Consider the following 15,277-nt stretch of genomic DNA (forward strand, 5'->3'; position numbering starts at 1 on the left):
TGTGGAGGAATTCAGACCGGCGTGCCGAGCAGCACATAGCTGGGCAGGAAACGCACCTGCAGGGCCTTTCCGACGCCCAGGTCGTGGGTCTTCAACCATTCGGCCTCGGCAAAGGCGCAGAGGATCTGCCCGCTGCGCAGGGTCAGGCGCAACTCGCTGGGGCCCTGGGGATCCTCCAGCACTTCCTCGATGTCCGCCTCCAGGCTGTTGCTGCCCGCGGGCACCGGCGCGTCGACGGGAGCCAGTTCCAGCCAGCCGGCCTTGATCAGGGCGACCACTGCGGTACCCGGCTCCAGCTCCAGGCGCTGGGTGCTGTCATGGGTGATCTGCGCCTCGATGCGCAGGCCGCCGGCCAGGGTCAGTTCGATGGTGTCGTTGCGCCCCTGCGCGTGGATGGCGCTGACCCGGCCATGCAGCTGGTTACGCGCGCTGGTGCGCAGCATCAGGCGCCCGAGCAGGTCGAGGTCGCTGCTGTCCTCGGCTTCCTCGAGGATCTGCGCCTGGAGCACCTGCAGGCGCTGGTACAGGCGCAGCACGCGCCGGCCTTCGTCCGACAGGCGCGCGCCACCGCCGCCACGTCCGCCGGTGCTGCGCTCGACCAGCGGCCGGGCGGCGAGGTTGTTGAGTTCGTCGATGGCGTCCCAGGCGGCCTTGTAGCTCATGCCGGCGGCTTTCGCGGCGCGGGTGATGGAGCCTTGCTCATCAATGTGCTGCAACAGCGCGATGCGTTGCGGACGACGGACAATGTGCTGGGTCAGGGGGGCGGGCAAGGGCATGGGGTCGGTACGAAAGCTGACGATGATCGGCAGGAAAGTGCCCGCCTGCCTGCATCAAGTCAAGCATTGCCGGGGCGTGGCGTGCGTGCCAGGCAGTAGACATCGACCCGTGCCGCGCCGCCGTCGCGCAGCAAGCGCGCCAGGGCCTGGGCGGTGGCGCCGGTGGTCAGCACGTCGTCCACCAGGGCCACATGGCGACCCTCGATCGCGGCGGGATCGGCGAGGGCGAAGGCATTCTTCAGGTTGCGCCGGCGCGCGCGGGCGTCCAGTGCCTGCTGCGCCGGGGTGTCGCGCGGACGGCTGAGCAGATCGCTGGCGCAGGGGATCGCCAGTTGCGCGGCGAGCCACTCGCCCAGCATTGCCGCCTGGTTGTAGCCGCGCTGGCGCAGCCGGCGGCTGGCCATGGGCACCGGCAACAGCAGGGCCGGACGCGGCAGGCCTTCGTCGAAGCGATGGCTCAGCCAGTTGCCGAGCATCGAGGCCAGCAAGCGCCCCAACGGCCATTGGCGCTGATGCTTGAAGCGGGTGATCAGGCTGTCGATCGGGAATCCGTAGTGCCACGGCGCCTCGACCTGACGAAAGGCCGGACGCCGCCGCGCGCACTGGGCGCAGAGCAGACCGTTGATCGGCAAGGGCAGGGCGCAGATGCGGCAATGCTCGTCGAGCCAGGGCAGTTCGCTTTCGCAGGGAACGCAGACGGGATGGGTCTGGCCGGCGGGTTCGTCGCACAATAAACAGGTGTGGTTATTATTTGAGCAGATGTAAACCGACGATTTATTGCATGGTTGACAGCGCATTGGGCTTCCTTAACTATGCGGGCTATCCGTGATGCGCTGGCGGGCAATCCGATCCCGGCGCCAGTACAAGCCTAAACAAGGAAACGCCCATGAGCGCCAGCACAACTGCAACGCTTCGTCACGACTGGTCCCTGGCCGAAGTCAAAGCCCTGTTCCAGCAGCCGTTCAATGACCTGCTGTTCCAGGCGCAGATTGTGCACCGTGCGCATTTCGACCCCAACCGCGTGCAGGTCTCGACCCTGCTGTCGATCAAGACCGGTGCCTGTCCGGAAGACTGCAAATACTGCCCGCAGTCCGGCCACTACAACACCGGCCTGGACAAGCAGAAACTGATGGAAGTGCAGAAGGTCCTCGAGGAAGCCGCCCGGGCCAAGGCCATCGGCTCCACCCGCTTCTGCATGGGCGCGGCGTGGAAGCACCCGTCGGCCAAGGACATGCCCTACGTGCTGGAGATGGTCAAAGGGGTCAAGGCCATGGGCCTGGAAACCTGCATGACCCTCGGCCGCCTCGACCAGGAACAGACCCTGGCCCTGGCCCAGGCCGGCCTGGACTACTACAACCACAACCTCGACACCTCGCCGGAGTTCTACGGCAGTATCATCACCACCCGCACCTACAGCGAGCGTCTGCAGACCCTGGCCTATGTGCGCGATGCCGGGATGAAGATCTGCTCCGGCGGCATCCTCGGCATGGGCGAGTCGCTGGACGACCGCGCCGGCCTGCTGATCCAGCTGGCCAACCTGCCGGAGCACCCGGAGTCGGTGCCGATCAACATGCTGGTCAAGGTCGCCGGCACGCCGCTGGAAAATGCCGAGGACGTCGATCCGTTCGACTTCATCCGCATGCTCGCGGTGGCGCGGATCCTCATGCCGAAATCCCATGTGCGCCTGTCCGCCGGCCGCGAGCAGATGAACGAGCAGATGCAGGCGCTGGCCTTCATGGCCGGGGCCAACTCGATCTTCTACGGCGAGAAACTGCTGACCACCGCCAACCCGCAGGCCGACAAGGACATGCAGCTGTTCGCTCGCCTCGGCATCAAGCCCGAGGCGCGTGAAGAGCACGCCGACGAAGTGCACCAGGCCGCCATCGAGCAGGCGCTGATCGAGCAGAAGAGCAGCGAGCTGTTCTACGACGCCGCGTCCGCATGACCTTCGATCTTCGCGCGCGCCTCGAACAGCGGCGCGCCGCCGACCTGTATCGCCAGCGCCCGCTGTTGCAGAGCCCGCAGGGACCTGAAGTGGTGGTGGACGGGCAGGCGCTGCTGGCGTTCTGCAGCAACGACTACCTTGGCCTGGCCAATCACCCCGAGGTGATCGCCGCCTGGCGTGCCGGTGCCGAGCGCTGGGGCGTGGGTGGTGGTGCGTCGCACCTGGTGGTCGGCCACAGCACGCCGCACCACGAGCTGGAAGAAGCCCTCGCCGCGTTTACCGGGCGTCCGCGGGCCCTGCTGTTCACCACCGGCTACATGGCCAACCTCGGCGCGGTTACCGCGCTGGTGGGGCAGGGCGACACGGTGTTGCAGGACCGCCTCAACCACGCCTCGCTGCTGGACGCCGGCCTGCTCAGCGGGGCGCGCTTCAGCCGCTACCTGCACAACGACGCCGACAGCCTCGACAAGCGCCTGGACAAGGCCGAGGGCAATACCCTGGTGGTCACCGATGGCGTGTTCAGCATGGATGGCGATATCGCCGACCTGCCGGCACTGGTCAAGCGCGCGCGGAGCAAAGGCGCCTGGCTGATGGTCGACGACGCCCACGGCTTCGGCACCCTCGGTCGTCACGGCGGCGGCGTGGCCGAGCATTTCGGTCTGGGCCTGGAGGACCTGCCGGTGCTGGTCGGCACCCTGGGCAAAGCCTTCGGTACCGCCGGCGCCTTCGTTGCCGGCAGCGAGGAACTGATCGAGAGCCTGGTGCAGTTCGCCCGTCCTTACATCTACACCACCAGCCAGCCTCCGGCGCTGGCCTGCGCGACCCTGAAAAGCCTGAGCCTGCTGCGCGACGAGCACTGGCGTCGCGAGCACCTGGCGGCGCTGATCGCGCAGTTCCGCAGTGGCGCCGAGGCCATCGGCCTGCAACTGATGGACAGCTTCACGCCGATCCAGCCGATCCTGATCGGCGATGCCGGGCGCGCCATGCAGCTGTCGCGGATGCTGCGCGAGCGTGGCCTGCTGGTCACCGCGATCCGTCCACCGACCGTGCCCGCCGGCAGCGCCCGCCTGCGCGTGACCCTGACCGCCGCGCACAGCGCGGCGCAGGTCCAGCTATTGTTGAAAGCATTGGCCGAGTGCTATCCGCTGCTGGAGCCTGTCGATGCGTAACCATCTGATTCTTCTGCCGGGCTGGGGCCTGGGCAGCGCCGCGCTGGAACCGCTGGCGGCCAGTCTGCGGGCCCAGGACGCCGGGCTGCGGGTCGAACTGGCAGCCTTGCCGGCGCTGGTCAGCGATGACCCGCAGGCCTGGCTCGACGAACTCGACCGGCGCCTGCCCCAGGACACCTGGCTCGGCGGCTGGTCGCTGGGCGGCATGCTCGCCGCCGAACTGGCGGCGCGCCGTGGCGATCGGTGCTGCGGCCTGCTGACCCTGGGCAGCAACCTGAGCTTCGTCGCCCGTGCCGACTGGCCGGACGGCATGCCGGTGGACACCTTCGAAACCTTCGTCGACGGCTGCCGCAGCCATACCGCGGTGACCCTCAAGCGCTTCAAGTCGCTGTGCAGCGAAGGCGCGCAGGAGCCGCGCAGCCTGATCCGGCAACTGGGCGTCGGCGTGCCGGATACCGATCCGGTACTGCTGGTGAAGGGCCTGGAAGTGCTCGGCCGCCTCGATACCCGCGCGGCGCTGCAAGCCTATGGCGGACCGCAACTGCACCTGTTCGCCGGCGCCGACCAACTGGTCCCGGCCGAGGCGGCCCGGGCCCTGAGCGACTGGCTGCCGGATGTCGAAGTGGGCCTGGTGGAGGAGGCGTCCCACGCCTTCATCCTCGAATACCCGCAAGAGCTGGCCGCCAGTATCAAGACCTTCCTGCACGAGAGTGGCGATGACTGATCTTTCCCGGCCGGGCCTGCCCGGCGCCTTGCCCGACAAGCGCCAGGTCGCTGCGTCGTTCTCCCGCGCCGCCGCCAGCTACGACAGCGTCGCCGAGCTGCAGCGGGCGGTGGGCAGTCATCTGCTGGCCCAGTTGCCGCAGGACCTGCAGCCACGCTGCTGGGTCGACCTGGGCAGCGGTACCGGCTATTTCAGTCGCCAGTTGCAGGCGCGTTACACCGCGGGGCTCGGTGTCGCCGTGGACATCGCCGAAGGCATGCTGCGTCATGCCCGCGAGGCCGGCGGTGCGCAGTATCACGTGGCCGGCGACGCCGAACGCCTGCCGCTGCGCGATGCCTGCGCCGACCTGATGTTCTCCAGCCTGGCGGTGCAATGGTGCGCGGATTTTCGTGCGGTGCTGGGCGAGGCGCGGCGGGTCCTGCAGCCTGGCGGCGTGCTGGCTTTCTCCAGCCTGTGCGTCGGCACCCTGCACGAACTGCGGGCGAGCTGGGAGGCGGTGGATGGCCTGGTGCATGTGAACCGCTTCCGCCGCTTCGAGGATTACCAGCGCCTCTGCGACGACAGCGGCCTGGAGCTGCTCGGCCTGCAGGCACAACCCCATGTGTTGCACTACCCTGATGTGCGCAATCTGACCCATGAATTGAAAGCACTGGGTGCGCACAACCTCAATCCCGGCCGCCCCGCCGGGCTCACCGGACGGGCGCGGATGCAGGGATTGCTGCAGGCTTACGAGCAGTTTCGCCAGCCGCGGGGGCTGCCGGCCACCTACCAGGTGGTCTACGGTGTCCTGCGCAAGCCGCTGACAGAAGGGGAGTGACCATGGCCGCGGCCTACTTCATCGCCGGAACCGATACCGACGTGGGCAAGACCACCATCGCCGCCGGCCTGCTGCAGGCCGCCCGCCAGGCCGGGCTCAGCACGCTCGGCGCCAAGCCTGTGGCCTCCGGCTGTGAGGTCACGCCCAAGGGCCTGCGCAACAGCGATGCCCTGGCGCTGATGGCGCAGAGCTCGGTGCAGTTGCCTTATGAACGCATCAATCCGTACGCCTTCGAACCGGCCATCGCCCCGCACCTGGCGGCGCGCGAGGCGGGGGTCGAACTCAGCGTGCAGAGCCTGCTCGGGCCGATGCGCGAGGTGCTGGCGCAGGGTGCCGACTTCACCCTGATCGAAGGCGCGGGGGGCTGGCGCGTGCCGTTGTCCCATCATGCCAACCTGTCGGACCTGGCGGTGGCCTTGCGCTTGCCGGTGATCCTGGTGGTGGGGGTGCGCCTGGGCTGCATCAACCATGCCTTGCTCAGTGCCGAAGCGATCGCCCGGGATGGCTTGCAACTGGCGGGATGGGTCGCCAACATCGTCGATGCGCGGACCTCGCGGCTGGAGGAGAACCTCGCCAGCCTGGCCGAGCGCCTGCCGGCGCCATGCCTGGGGCGGGTGCCGAAGCTGAAGATGGTTTCGGCGGAGGCGGTGGCGGATCATCTGCAGCTGGATCTGCTGGATTGAAGGGGGCCTTTCGCAGGCAAACCACGCTCCTACAGATAATCCGCGCATTTTGTTGTTGTCTATTGGGAAGCCCATTGCCATTAGCGTTTTTCAACGGCATTTTCCGCCCGGCTCTGCTTCAATAGGCCACTGTATTGCCATCTACGTGTTCAGCTTTTCTGGAGTGATGAAATGGAAATCTCGGGCAGTTCCGCATTCTATGCCGGCCTGGGCGCCATTCAGGCCGGGCAGCAGCGGGTCGACCAGGCCGCCGGCCAGATTGCCAACACCACCGTGGAGCGCGCCGCCACCAGCCAGTCCAGCGACTTCCAGGCCGAGCGCCTGCGTTCCGTCGATCGCAGCCAGCAGATGGACCTGGCCACCGCCAGCGTCGAACAGGCCATGGGCAAGCACCAGGTCGAACTCGGTGTCAAAGTGGCCAAAGCATCGGACGAAATGCTCGGTACGCTGATCGACACCTACGCCTGAGACACGCCGTCTCACGCCTCATCTTTTCCGAATAGCCTTTATTCTTCAGCGCTTTGGCCGTTGCGGCCGGCGTTTGCCTGCGCGTCTTTCAGACTTCTCCTCACTTTCTACCGCGTATGGACGATGGCAAAAGCGCCATCGGCAGGGTGCTTGACAAGCACCAGGCGTAAACGTATGTTTCAAACAACTGTTTGACCGAAAGCCGCCTAGAGCTGGTCGGTGTGGTCTCTCTACCCTAACCAGGATTCATCAGCAGAGGTTCATCGCTATGCCTGATTACAAAGCCCCCTTGCGTGATATTCGTTTCGTCCGTGATGAACTGCTCGGCTATGAAGCGCACTATCAGAGCCTGCCGGGTTGCCAGGACGCCACGCCGGACATGGTCGACGCCATCCTCGAAGAGGGCGCGAAGTTCTGTGAACAGGTACTGGCCCCGCTGAACCGCGTCGGTGACCTGGAAGGCTGCACCTGGAGCGAGTCGGGCGTGAAGACCCCGACCGGCTTCAAGGAAGCCTACAAGCAGTTCGTCGAAGGCGGCTGGCCGAGCCTGGCCCATGACCTCGACCACGGCGGCCAGGGCCTGCCGGAGTCGCTGGGTCTGGCGATCAGCGAGATGGTCGGCGAGTCCAACTGGTCCTGGGGCATGTACCCTGGCCTGTCCCACGGCGCGATGAACACCCTGTCCGCCCACGGCACCGCCGAACAGCAGCACACCTACCTGACCAAGCTGGTTTCCGGCGAGTGGACCGGCACCATGTGCCTGACCGAGCCACACTGCGGTACCGACCTGGGCATGCTGCGCACCAAGGCCGAACCCCAGGCCGACGGTTCCTACAAGATCACCGGCACCAAGATCTTCATCTCCGCCGGTGAACACGACATGGCCGACAACATCGTCCATATCGTCCTGGCTCGCCTGCCCGACGCGCCGGCCGGCACCAAGGGTATTTCCCTGTTCATCGTGCCGAAGTTCCACGTCAACGCCGAAGGCGGCGTGGGCGAGCGCAACGCGGTGACCTGTGGCTCCCTCGAGCACAAGATGGGCATCCACGGCAACGCCACCTGCGTGATGAACTTCGACGCGGCCACCGGCTACCTGATCGGCCCGGCCAACAAAGGCCTGAACTGCATGTTCACCTTCATGAACACCGCTCGCCTGGGTACCGCGCTGCAAGGCCTGGCCCACGCCGAAGTGGCGTTCCAGGGTGGCCTGAAATACGCTCGCGACCGTCTGCAGATGCGCTCGCTGACTGGCCCGAAAGCCCCGGACAAGGCGGCTGACCCGATCATCGTCCACCCGGACGTGCGTCGCATGCTGCTGACCATGAAGGCCTTCGCCGAAGGCAACCGCGCCATGGTCTACTTCACCGCCAAGCAGGTGGACATCGTCAAGTACAGCCAGGACGAGGAAGAGAAGAAGAAGGCCGACGCACTGCTGGCCTTCATGACTCCGATCGCCAAGGCGTTCATGACCGAAGTCGGCTTCGAATCCGCCAACCACGGCGTGCAGATCTACGGTGGCCACGGCTTCATCGCCGAGTGGGGCATGGAGCAGAACGTGCGCGACAGCCGTATCTCCATGCTGTACGAAGGCACCACCGGCATCCAGGCCCTCGACCTGCTGGGCCGCAAAGTGCTGATGACCCAGGGCGAAGCGCTGAAGGGCTTCACCAGGATCGTGCACAAGTTCTGCCAGGCCCAGGAAGGCAACGAAGCCGTCAAGGAATTCGTCGAGCCGCTGGCCGCGCTGAACAAGGAGTGGGGCGAACTGACCATGAAGGTCGGCATGGCTGCCATGAAGGATCGCGAGGAAGTCGGTGCCGCTTCGGTGGACTACCTGATGTACTCCGGCTACGCCTGCCTGGCCTACTTCTGGGCCGACATCGCTCGCCTGGCCGCCGAGAAACTGGCCGCCGGCACCAGCGAGGAAGCCTTCTACACCGCCAAGCTGCAGACCGCGCGCTTCTACTTCCAGCGCATCCTGCCGCGTACCCGCACCCATGTGGCGACCATGCTGTCCGGTGCCAACAACCTGATGGCGATGGACGAAGAGCATTTCGGCCTGTCGTACTGAGTCATCTGCTGCACTGAAAAACGCCTGCCCTCACCGGCAGGCGTTTTTTTTGTGTCGCAAATGTGGTTCTAGGAGCAGGCAAGCCAGCTCCTACTGCCGTTAAATAAATTGGCGCCAGAAATTTATCTATTCATGTGCATTGTCGATACAGTGGAGGCACAATGACATTATCGATCTGCTGGATCGGAGAGTTCTCTTGTTTCGTTTTTCCGCTGTACGACTGAGTCACTTCCTGCCGGGTCTGTTCCTCCTGATCTCGGGGCTGGCGGCCGCCTACGTGCGCGACCTGTCGGTGTTCTTCACCTCGCTGTTCAACGTCTTGCCGACCCTGGTGCTGCTGCTCGGCGGTGCCTACTGCGCGGTGTATCGGCGTCAGCGCGAGCTGTTCCTGATGATCACCGTGTACATCGCCTACTACCTGCTCGATACCCAGACCGACTTCTACCGCGACCACGGCCGGGTGCGCGAGGACGCCGCGGTGGTGTTCCATCTGGTCTGCCTGCTGCTGCCGATGCTGTTCGCCCTGTTCGGCGCCTGGCAGGAGCGCACCCACCTGTTCCAGGACATGGTGGCGCGCTTCGCCGTGCTGCTGGCGGTGGGCAGTGTCGCCCTGGGCCTGGAGCAGAGCTACCCGCAGGTGCTGCTGGCCTGGCTGGCGGAGATCCGCTGGCCGGCGCTGCATGGGCAGTGGATGAGCCTGATCCAGATGTCCTACCCGATGTTCTTCCTCGCCTTCGTCGTCCTCGTCGCCCAGTACCTGCGCGAGCCGCGGCCGTTGCATGCGGCGCAGATCATCGGCCTGGTCGGCATCTTCTGGATGCTGCCACAGACCTTCATCCTGCCCTTCACCCTGAACATCATGTGCAGCCAGGTGATGCTGATGATCGCTGCCGCGGTCTCCCACGAGGCCTACCAGATGGCCTTCCGCGACGAGCTCACCGGCCTGCCCGGTCGCCGCGCGCTGAACGAGCGCATGCAGCGCCTCGGGCGCAACTATGTGCTGGCGATGACCGACGTCGATCACTTCAAGAAATTCAACGACACCCACGGCCACGACGTCGGCGACCAGGTGCTGCGTCTGGTGGCGAGCAAGCTGTCCAAGGTCACTGGCGGCGGGCGCGCCTATCGCTACGGCGGCGAGGAATTCGCCCTGGTGTTCGCCGGCAAGACCCTCGAGGAGTGCATTCCCCATCTGGAAGCGGTGCGTGAAATGATCGCCAACTATGCTATCCAGCTGCGCAACCAGGAGAACCGTCCGCAGGACGACCAGCAGGGGCGCCAGCGTCGCGGCTCGGCGGGGGCCAACAGTGTGTCGGTGACCATCAGTATCGGCGCCTGCGAACGCCAGCCCGAGCATCGTTCACCCGACGAAGTGCTGAAATCCGCCGACCAGGCGCTCTACAGCGCCAAGGGCGCGGGTCGCAACTGCGTGATGGCTCACGGGCAGAAGGAGCGGCGCGGGGCCATGCGGGTGGCGTGACCAGAGGTGACCTGGCAGTCTCTTGATGACCCTATGTGTCTAAAAAGTTGTTCGGTTACACTCGAGACCTTACGTAACGGTCCCGCAGGGACTACCCACGATCCAAGGTGTGAGAGGTTGCCATGGCTGACTATAAAGCGCCGCTGCGCGATATGCGCTTCGTCCTCAATGAAGTCTTCGAAGTCTCCAAACTGTGGGCAGTCCTGCCCGGACTGGCCGAAGCGGTGGACGAAGACACCGCCTTGGCGGTGCTGGAAGAGGCCGGCAAGGTCACCAGCAAGACCATCGCGCCGCTGAGCCGCGCCGCCGACGAGGAAGGCTGCCACTGGGACAACGGCGTGGTGCGTACCCCGGCCGGTTTCGTCGAGGCCTACCAGACCTACGCCGAAGGCGGCTGGGTCGGTGTCGGTGGCGACCCGGTGTATGGCGGCATGGGCATGCCCAAGGTGATCTCGGCCCAGGTCGAGGAAATGGTCAACTCGTCGAGCCTGGCCTTCGGCCTGTACCCGATGCTGACCGCCGGCGCCTGCCTGTCGATCAACGCCCACGCCAGCGAAGAGCTCAAGGAAAAGTACCTGCCGAACATGTACGCCGGCGTCTGGGCCGGTTCCATGTGCCTCACCGAGCCCCATGCCGGTACCGACCTGGGCATCATCCGTACCCGCGCCGAGCCGCAGGCTGACGGCAGCTACAAGGTCAGCGGGACGAAGATCTTCATCACCGGCGGCGAGCACGACCTCACCGAGAACATCATCCACCTGGTACTGGCCAAGCTGCCGGATGCCCCGGCCGGGCCGAAGGGCATCTCGCTGTTCCTGGTGCCGAAGTTCCTGGTCAACGCCGACGGCAGCCTGGGCGCGCGCAACCCGGCCAACTGCGGTTCGATCGAACACAAGATGGGCATCCTGGCCTCCTCGACCTGCGTGATGAACTTCGACGAAGCCACCGGCTACCTGGTCGGCGAGCCGAACAAGGGCCTGGCGGCGATGTTCACCATGATGAACTACGAGCGTCTGGGCGTCGGTATCCAGGGCCTGGCCTCGGCCGAGCGCTCCTACCAGAACGCCGTGGAATATGCCCGCGACCGTCTGCAGAGCCGCGCGCCGACCGGCCCGCAGGCCAAGGACAAGGCTGCCGACCCGATCATCGTCCACCCGGACGTGCGCCGCATGCTGCTGACCATGAAGGCCCTGAACGAAGGCGGCCGGGCGTTCTCCACCTACGTGGCGATGCAGTTGGACACCGCCAAGTACAGCGAAGACGCCGCCACCCGCAAGCGCGCGGAAGACCTGGTGGCGCTGCTGACGCCGGTGTCCAAGGCCTTCCTGACCGATGTCGGCTTCGAAACCACGGTACATGGCCAGCAGGTCTTCGGCGGCCACGGCTATATCCGCGAGTGGGGCCAGGAGCAACTGGTGCGTGATGTGCGCATCACCCAGATCTACGAAGGGACCAACGGTATCCAGGCCCTGGACCTGATGGGTCGCAAGATCGTCGGCAGCGGCGGTGCCTTCTACAAGCTGTTCACCGATGAGATTCGTCAGTTCACCGCCAGCGCCGGCAGCGAGCTCGGCGAGTTCGTCAAACCGCTGAATGCCGCCCTGGACGATCTCGACAGCCTGACCGCCTGGGTGCTCGACCGCGCCAAGGGCAACCCCAACGAGATCGGCGCCGCGTCGGTCGAGTACCTGCACGCCTTCGGCTACACCGCCTATGCCTACATGTGGGCACTGATGGCGCGCACGGCGCTGGACAAGCAGGGCGAGGACAGCTTCTACGCCAGCAAGCTGGGTACCGCGCGCTTCTACTTCGCCCGTCTGCTGCCGCGTCTGCAGTCGCTGTCCGCCTCGGTGAAAGCGGGCAGTGAATCGCTGTATCTGCTGGATGCGGAGCAGTTCTGAGGTGAGGGCGTCATGTAAGCATTTGCTTACATGACGTGGTGACTTTTAGGCTCTTCCCGAAAATTGGATCCACAGTTAATCTTTCTCACATGGACGAAGCGCAGGACGCGCAAAGTACATCACAAGGACGGAATTAAGGAGACCTGCCCAGGATGGCGGGGCGAAAAGGAAGTCAAAGGGAAACAGTCTGTAAAACCCCGCTTCGGCGGGGTTTTCTTTTGCCCGCGTTTTTATCCGAGCACGTCCAGCGGTGAGACACCCATCTGCCGCGGGTCGATCTCTTCCTCCAGCAGGGTCCGCAGCAACTCCACCGAAGCCTGCTGGCGCTGCGCATCGCGAAACACCAGGCCCACCTTCAGCGGCACCCGGGGTTCGCTCAGCGGTTTCCACAGCAACTGCGCATCTGCCGAGGCTTCCTGCGCCCGGCCCGGCAGCACCGTGGCCAGCGAGGTGTGCGGCAGGCTGTCGAGTATCCCGCCCATGTTGTTCATCTCCGCCTGTACCTGCGGGCGCCGTCCCAGGTTGGCCAACTGGCCCTGCCAGATCTGGCGTACCTGGAATTCCTCGCCCAGCAGGATCATCGGCAGTTCGGCGGCCTGTTTCAGCGAGACCTTCTTGAACTCGCGCAACGGGTGGGTGTGCGGAATCACCACCTGCAGCTCGTCCTCGTACAGCAGCAGGCCATGCAGCCCCGGCTGGCGTGGCGGCAGGTAGCTGATGCCGATATCCAGGCTGCCATTGAGCAGGCGCCGTTCGATCTCCAGTCCGGAAAGCTCGTAGATCTGCACCACAAGATGCGGCTGCGCCTTGCGCACACGGTCGAGCAGTTGCGGCACCAGGCTCGGCCGCACGGTCTGCAGCACGCCGATGGCCAGGGTGCGCAGGGCCTGGCCCTTGAAGTTGCGCAGGGCGTCGCGGGCGCGCTGCATGCCGTCGAGCAGGGGCAGGGCGTGGTTGTACAGGGTATGCGCGGCCAGGGTCGGCAACAGGCGTTTGTTGCCGCGCTCGAACAGGCTGACGTCGAGGCTGTGCTCCAGTTGGCGGATCTGCTGCGACAGCGCCGGCTGGGACAGGGACAGGCGTTCGGCGGCGCGGCCGACATGGCCTTCCTCATACACCGCGACGAAATAACGCAGTTGGCGAAAATCCATAAGGCTTACTTATCGAAAATGCTCGAAAAACGAAATGGCCGCAAGGGCCCGGCGCGCCTACTCTACGCCCGTATTCACAAGGTTTACAGGCCCAGAGGGCGCGATGAACAGCGTACATGTGGATGGCGTTTACATAGGCAAGGCTAAAAATCTCGGTTATGGCTTGATGACCGATATCGATAAGGAAGAGGTTGCGCGACGGCTGTGGTTATGGCCGCAGGGGCTGGGAAGCGACGAACACGGCGACCCACGTTTCCATACCGGCCCGGAACGGGCCCTGCACCACTATCCGGCCGAGCACTACGCCTGGTGGCGGAAACGTTATCCACAGATCGCCTGGCAGGCCCCGGCCTTCGGCGAGAACCTGTCGACCCACGGTATCGACGAGCACGACGTGTGCCTGGGCGACCTGTTCCGCTGGGGGGGCGCGTTGCTGCAGATCAGCCAGCCGCGCTCGCCGTGCTATCGCCTCAGCCATCGCTGGGGTCTGCCGGAGCTGCCGCAGTTGGCCCAGGACAGCGGGCGCTGCGGCTGGTTCTACCGGGTGCTGAAGCCCGGCTTTGTCAGCGCCGACGAACCGTTCGAACTGATACAGCGCAGCTATCCGGGCCTGACCGTGGCCTGGGCGCTGCACGCTTTTTACCGTGAACCTCTGGAGCATGCGGGTTTGAAGAAACTGGTGGATTGTCCGGCCCTGTCGTCACGCTGGCGCGATATCGCGATCAAGCGCCTGCGCACCGGCCGGATCGAGGACTGGAGCGCCCGTCTGCTCGGCCTGCCGCTGGAAGGACTGCGCGCATGAACCTGTTCAACCTCAGACGCCAGGCGGCGCCGATTGTCGAGCAAACGCCGGTGCCGGCCGACCCCGTCGATCCGCTTTCGCGGGACGGCCTGATGCCCGCGACCCAGCGCGCCGAACAGCTGTTCGTGCGTGGCCAGGGCTCCTGGCTGTGGGACAGCGAAGGCCGCGCCTTCCTCGATTTCACCCAGGGCAATGCGGTCAACAGCCTAGGCCACAGTCCCAAGGCGCTGGTCCAGGCCTTGAGCGGGCAGGCCCAGGCCCTGATCAACTCGGGGGCGGGCTTTCACAACCGTGGTCACCTGAAGCTGGTCAACCTGCTGTGCCAAAGCACCGGCAGCGACCAGGCCCACCTGCTCAACAGTGGTGCCGAGGCCTGCGAGGGCGCGATCAAGCTGGCGCGCAAATGGGGCCAGCGGCATCGCAACGGCGCCTATCACATCATCACCGCCAGCCAGGGCAGCCACGGGCGTAGCCTCGGCGCCCTGTCGGCCTCCGACCCGCTGCCGTGCAATCGCTGCGAGCCGGGCCTGCCGGGCTTCAGCAAGGTGCCGTTCAACGACCTGGCGGCGCTGCACGCGGCGGTGGATTCGCGCACCGTGGCGATCATGCTCGAACCGATCCAGGGCGAAGCCGGGGTGATTCCGGCGACCCGGCATTACCTCAAGGGTGTCGAACGCCTGTGCCGCGAGCTGGGCATCCTGCTGATCCTCGATGAGGTGCAGACCGGCATGGGCCGCTGCGGCGCCTTGCTGGCCGAGGAAACCTACGGGGTGCGCGCCGATATCCTCACCCTCGGCAAGGGCCTGGGCGGCGGCGTGCCGATCGCCGCGTTGCTGGCCCGCGGTAGCGCCTGCTGCGCCGAAGCCGGTGAGCTGGAGGGCAGTCACCACGGCAATGCGCTGATGAGCGCCGCTGGCCTGGCCGTGCTGGAGACCGTGTTGGAGACCGGGTTCTTCGAGCAGGTTCGGGATGCCGGGTGGCACCTGCGCGACGGCCTCAGCCGTCTGGCCGGCCGCTATGGCCTGGGTGAGGTGCGCGGCCAGGGTCTGCTCTGGGGCCTGGAGCTGCCCGAGCCGCTGGCGGCGCAGGTGGTCAGGGCGGCGCTGCAGGAAGGCCTGCTGCTCAACGCACCGCAGCCCCATGTACTGCGCTTTTCGCCGGCGCTGACCGTCAGCCACGGCAACATCGACGAAATGCTGCTGCGCCTGGCCCGGGCCTTCGCCCGTGTGCACACCGCGCAACTGAGCCGCCAGCGCCGCTCGTAACGAATCTGACGAACCGTCTCGC

Annotated in this window: 14 protein-coding genes; 11 read left to right on the forward strand and 3 right to left on the reverse strand. The window is 65.7% G+C overall.

Annotation, left to right across the window (positions count from 1 at the left end; translation table 11 throughout):
* Positions 1-11 precede the first annotated feature (11 nt).
* Positions 12-776 (reverse strand): TOBE-like domain-containing protein, encoded by a 765-nt coding sequence (locus RTI28_RS10035; protein WP_316920311.1) that lies wholly within the window; start codon positions 774-776, stop codon positions 12-14.
* Between the two features lie 59 nt (positions 777-835).
* Positions 836-1,573, reverse strand: coding sequence for a ComF family protein (locus RTI28_RS10040; RefSeq protein WP_316920312.1), 738 nt, complete (start codon positions 1,571-1,573; stop codon positions 836-838).
* A gap of 89 nt (positions 1,574-1,662) precedes the next feature.
* Here RTI28_RS10040 and bioB point away from each other — a divergent pair, with 89 nt between their 5' ends.
* The 9 genes from bioB (at position 1,663) to RTI28_RS10085 (ending at position 12,037) form a co-directional block, all read left to right on the forward strand.
* Positions 1,663-2,721 (forward strand): biotin synthase BioB, encoded by a 1,059-nt coding sequence (gene bioB, locus RTI28_RS10045; protein ID WP_316920313.1) that lies wholly within the window; start codon positions 1,663-1,665, stop codon positions 2,719-2,721.
* Positions 2,718-3,890, forward strand: a complete 1,173-nt coding sequence (gene bioF, locus RTI28_RS10050; protein WP_316920314.1) for an 8-amino-7-oxononanoate synthase — start codon at positions 2,718-2,720, stop codon at positions 3,888-3,890. The genes bioB and bioF overlap by 4 nt, the downstream gene beginning before the upstream one ends.
* The gene (locus RTI28_RS10055) at positions 3,883-4,614 is read left to right on the forward strand and encodes an alpha/beta fold hydrolase (protein ID WP_042124000.1); all 732 of its coding nucleotides are present in this window, start codon (positions 3,883-3,885) and stop codon (positions 4,612-4,614) included. Before bioF ends, RTI28_RS10055 begins: the two co-directional genes overlap by 8 nt.
* Positions 4,607-5,431, forward strand: coding sequence for a malonyl-ACP O-methyltransferase BioC (gene bioC / locus RTI28_RS10060; RefSeq protein WP_316920315.1), 825 nt, complete (start codon positions 4,607-4,609; stop codon positions 5,429-5,431). The genes RTI28_RS10055 and bioC overlap by 8 nt, the downstream gene beginning before the upstream one ends.
* A 2-nt stretch (positions 5,432-5,433) precedes the next feature.
* Entirely contained in the window at positions 5,434-6,114 is a 681-nt protein-coding gene (bioD, locus tag RTI28_RS10065; protein WP_316920316.1) for a dethiobiotin synthase, read from the forward strand.
* Between the two features lie 171 nt (positions 6,115-6,285).
* Complete coding sequence (locus RTI28_RS10070) at positions 6,286-6,582, forward strand: pyrroloquinoline quinone biosynthesis protein PqqE (protein ID WP_316920317.1); 297 nt, start codon at positions 6,286-6,288, stop codon at positions 6,580-6,582.
* Between the two features lie 268 nt (positions 6,583-6,850).
* The gene (locus RTI28_RS10075; protein ID WP_316920318.1) at positions 6,851-8,656 is read left to right on the forward strand and encodes a phenylacyl-CoA dehydrogenase; all 1,806 of its coding nucleotides are present in this window, start codon (positions 6,851-6,853) and stop codon (positions 8,654-8,656) included.
* A 196-nt stretch (positions 8,657-8,852) separates the two neighbouring features.
* Complete coding sequence (locus RTI28_RS10080; RefSeq protein WP_316920319.1) at positions 8,853-10,136, forward strand: GGDEF domain-containing protein; 1,284 nt, start codon at positions 8,853-8,855, stop codon at positions 10,134-10,136.
* 122 nt (positions 10,137-10,258) lie between these two features.
* Entirely contained in the window at positions 10,259-12,037 is a 1,779-nt protein-coding gene (locus RTI28_RS10085; protein WP_316920320.1) for an acyl-CoA dehydrogenase C-terminal domain-containing protein, read from the forward strand.
* Between the two features lie 230 nt (positions 12,038-12,267).
* On the opposite strand, the gene RTI28_RS10090 is transcribed toward RTI28_RS10085, so the two are convergent.
* The gene (locus RTI28_RS10090; RefSeq protein WP_316920321.1) at positions 12,268-13,188 is read right to left on the reverse strand and encodes a LysR family transcriptional regulator; all 921 of its coding nucleotides are present in this window, start codon (positions 13,186-13,188) and stop codon (positions 12,268-12,270) included.
* A 103-nt stretch (positions 13,189-13,291) separates the two neighbouring features.
* Between RTI28_RS10090 and RTI28_RS10095 the strand changes: the two genes are divergently transcribed.
* On the forward strand, positions 13,292-13,990 hold the full coding sequence (locus RTI28_RS10095) for an MOSC domain-containing protein (protein ID WP_316920322.1): 699 nt from the start codon (positions 13,292-13,294) through the stop codon (positions 13,988-13,990).
* Positions 13,987-15,255, forward strand: a complete 1,269-nt coding sequence (locus RTI28_RS10100) for an aspartate aminotransferase family protein (RefSeq protein ID WP_316920323.1) — start codon at positions 13,987-13,989, stop codon at positions 15,253-15,255. Before RTI28_RS10095 ends, RTI28_RS10100 begins: the two co-directional genes overlap by 4 nt.
* The last annotated feature ends 22 nt before the right edge of the window (positions 15,256-15,277 follow it).

It is taken from the genome of Pseudomonas sp. zfem002 (genome assembly GCF_032621685.1).
GTDB lineage: Bacteria > Pseudomonadota > Gammaproteobacteria > Pseudomonadales > Pseudomonadaceae > Aquipseudomonas > Aquipseudomonas japonica.

Excerpts from the sequence above, each read along its gene's own strand:
- RTI28_RS10035 (WP_316920311.1), bottom strand. The coding sequence starts at position 776 with ATGCCCTTGCCCGCCCCCCTGACCCAGCACATTGTCCGTCGTCCGCAA.
- RTI28_RS10040 (WP_316920312.1), bottom strand. The coding sequence starts at position 1,573 with ATGCGCTGTCAACCATGCAATAAATCGTCGGTTTACATCTGCTCAAAT.
- bioB (WP_316920313.1), top strand. The coding sequence starts at position 1,663 with ATGAGCGCCAGCACAACTGCAACGCTTCGTCACGACTGGTCCCTGGCC.
- bioF (WP_316920314.1), top strand. The coding sequence starts at position 2,718 with ATGACCTTCGATCTTCGCGCGCGCCTCGAACAGCGGCGCGCCGCCGAC.
- RTI28_RS10055 (WP_042124000.1), top strand. The coding sequence starts at position 3,883 with ATGCGTAACCATCTGATTCTTCTGCCGGGCTGGGGCCTGGGCAGCGCC.
- bioC (WP_316920315.1), top strand. The coding sequence starts at position 4,607 with ATGACTGATCTTTCCCGGCCGGGCCTGCCCGGCGCCTTGCCCGACAAG.
- bioD (WP_316920316.1), top strand. The coding sequence starts at position 5,434 with ATGGCCGCGGCCTACTTCATCGCCGGAACCGATACCGACGTGGGCAAG.
- RTI28_RS10070 (WP_316920317.1), top strand. The coding sequence starts at position 6,286 with ATGGAAATCTCGGGCAGTTCCGCATTCTATGCCGGCCTGGGCGCCATT.
- RTI28_RS10075 (WP_316920318.1), top strand. The coding sequence starts at position 6,851 with ATGCCTGATTACAAAGCCCCCTTGCGTGATATTCGTTTCGTCCGTGAT.
- RTI28_RS10085 (WP_316920320.1), top strand. The coding sequence starts at position 10,259 with ATGGCTGACTATAAAGCGCCGCTGCGCGATATGCGCTTCGTCCTCAAT.
- RTI28_RS10090 (WP_316920321.1), bottom strand. The coding sequence starts at position 13,188 with ATGGATTTTCGCCAACTGCGTTATTTCGTCGCGGTGTATGAGGAAGGC.
- RTI28_RS10095 (WP_316920322.1), top strand. The coding sequence starts at position 13,292 with ATGAACAGCGTACATGTGGATGGCGTTTACATAGGCAAGGCTAAAAAT.
- RTI28_RS10100 (WP_316920323.1), top strand. The coding sequence starts at position 13,987 with ATGAACCTGTTCAACCTCAGACGCCAGGCGGCGCCGATTGTCGAGCAA.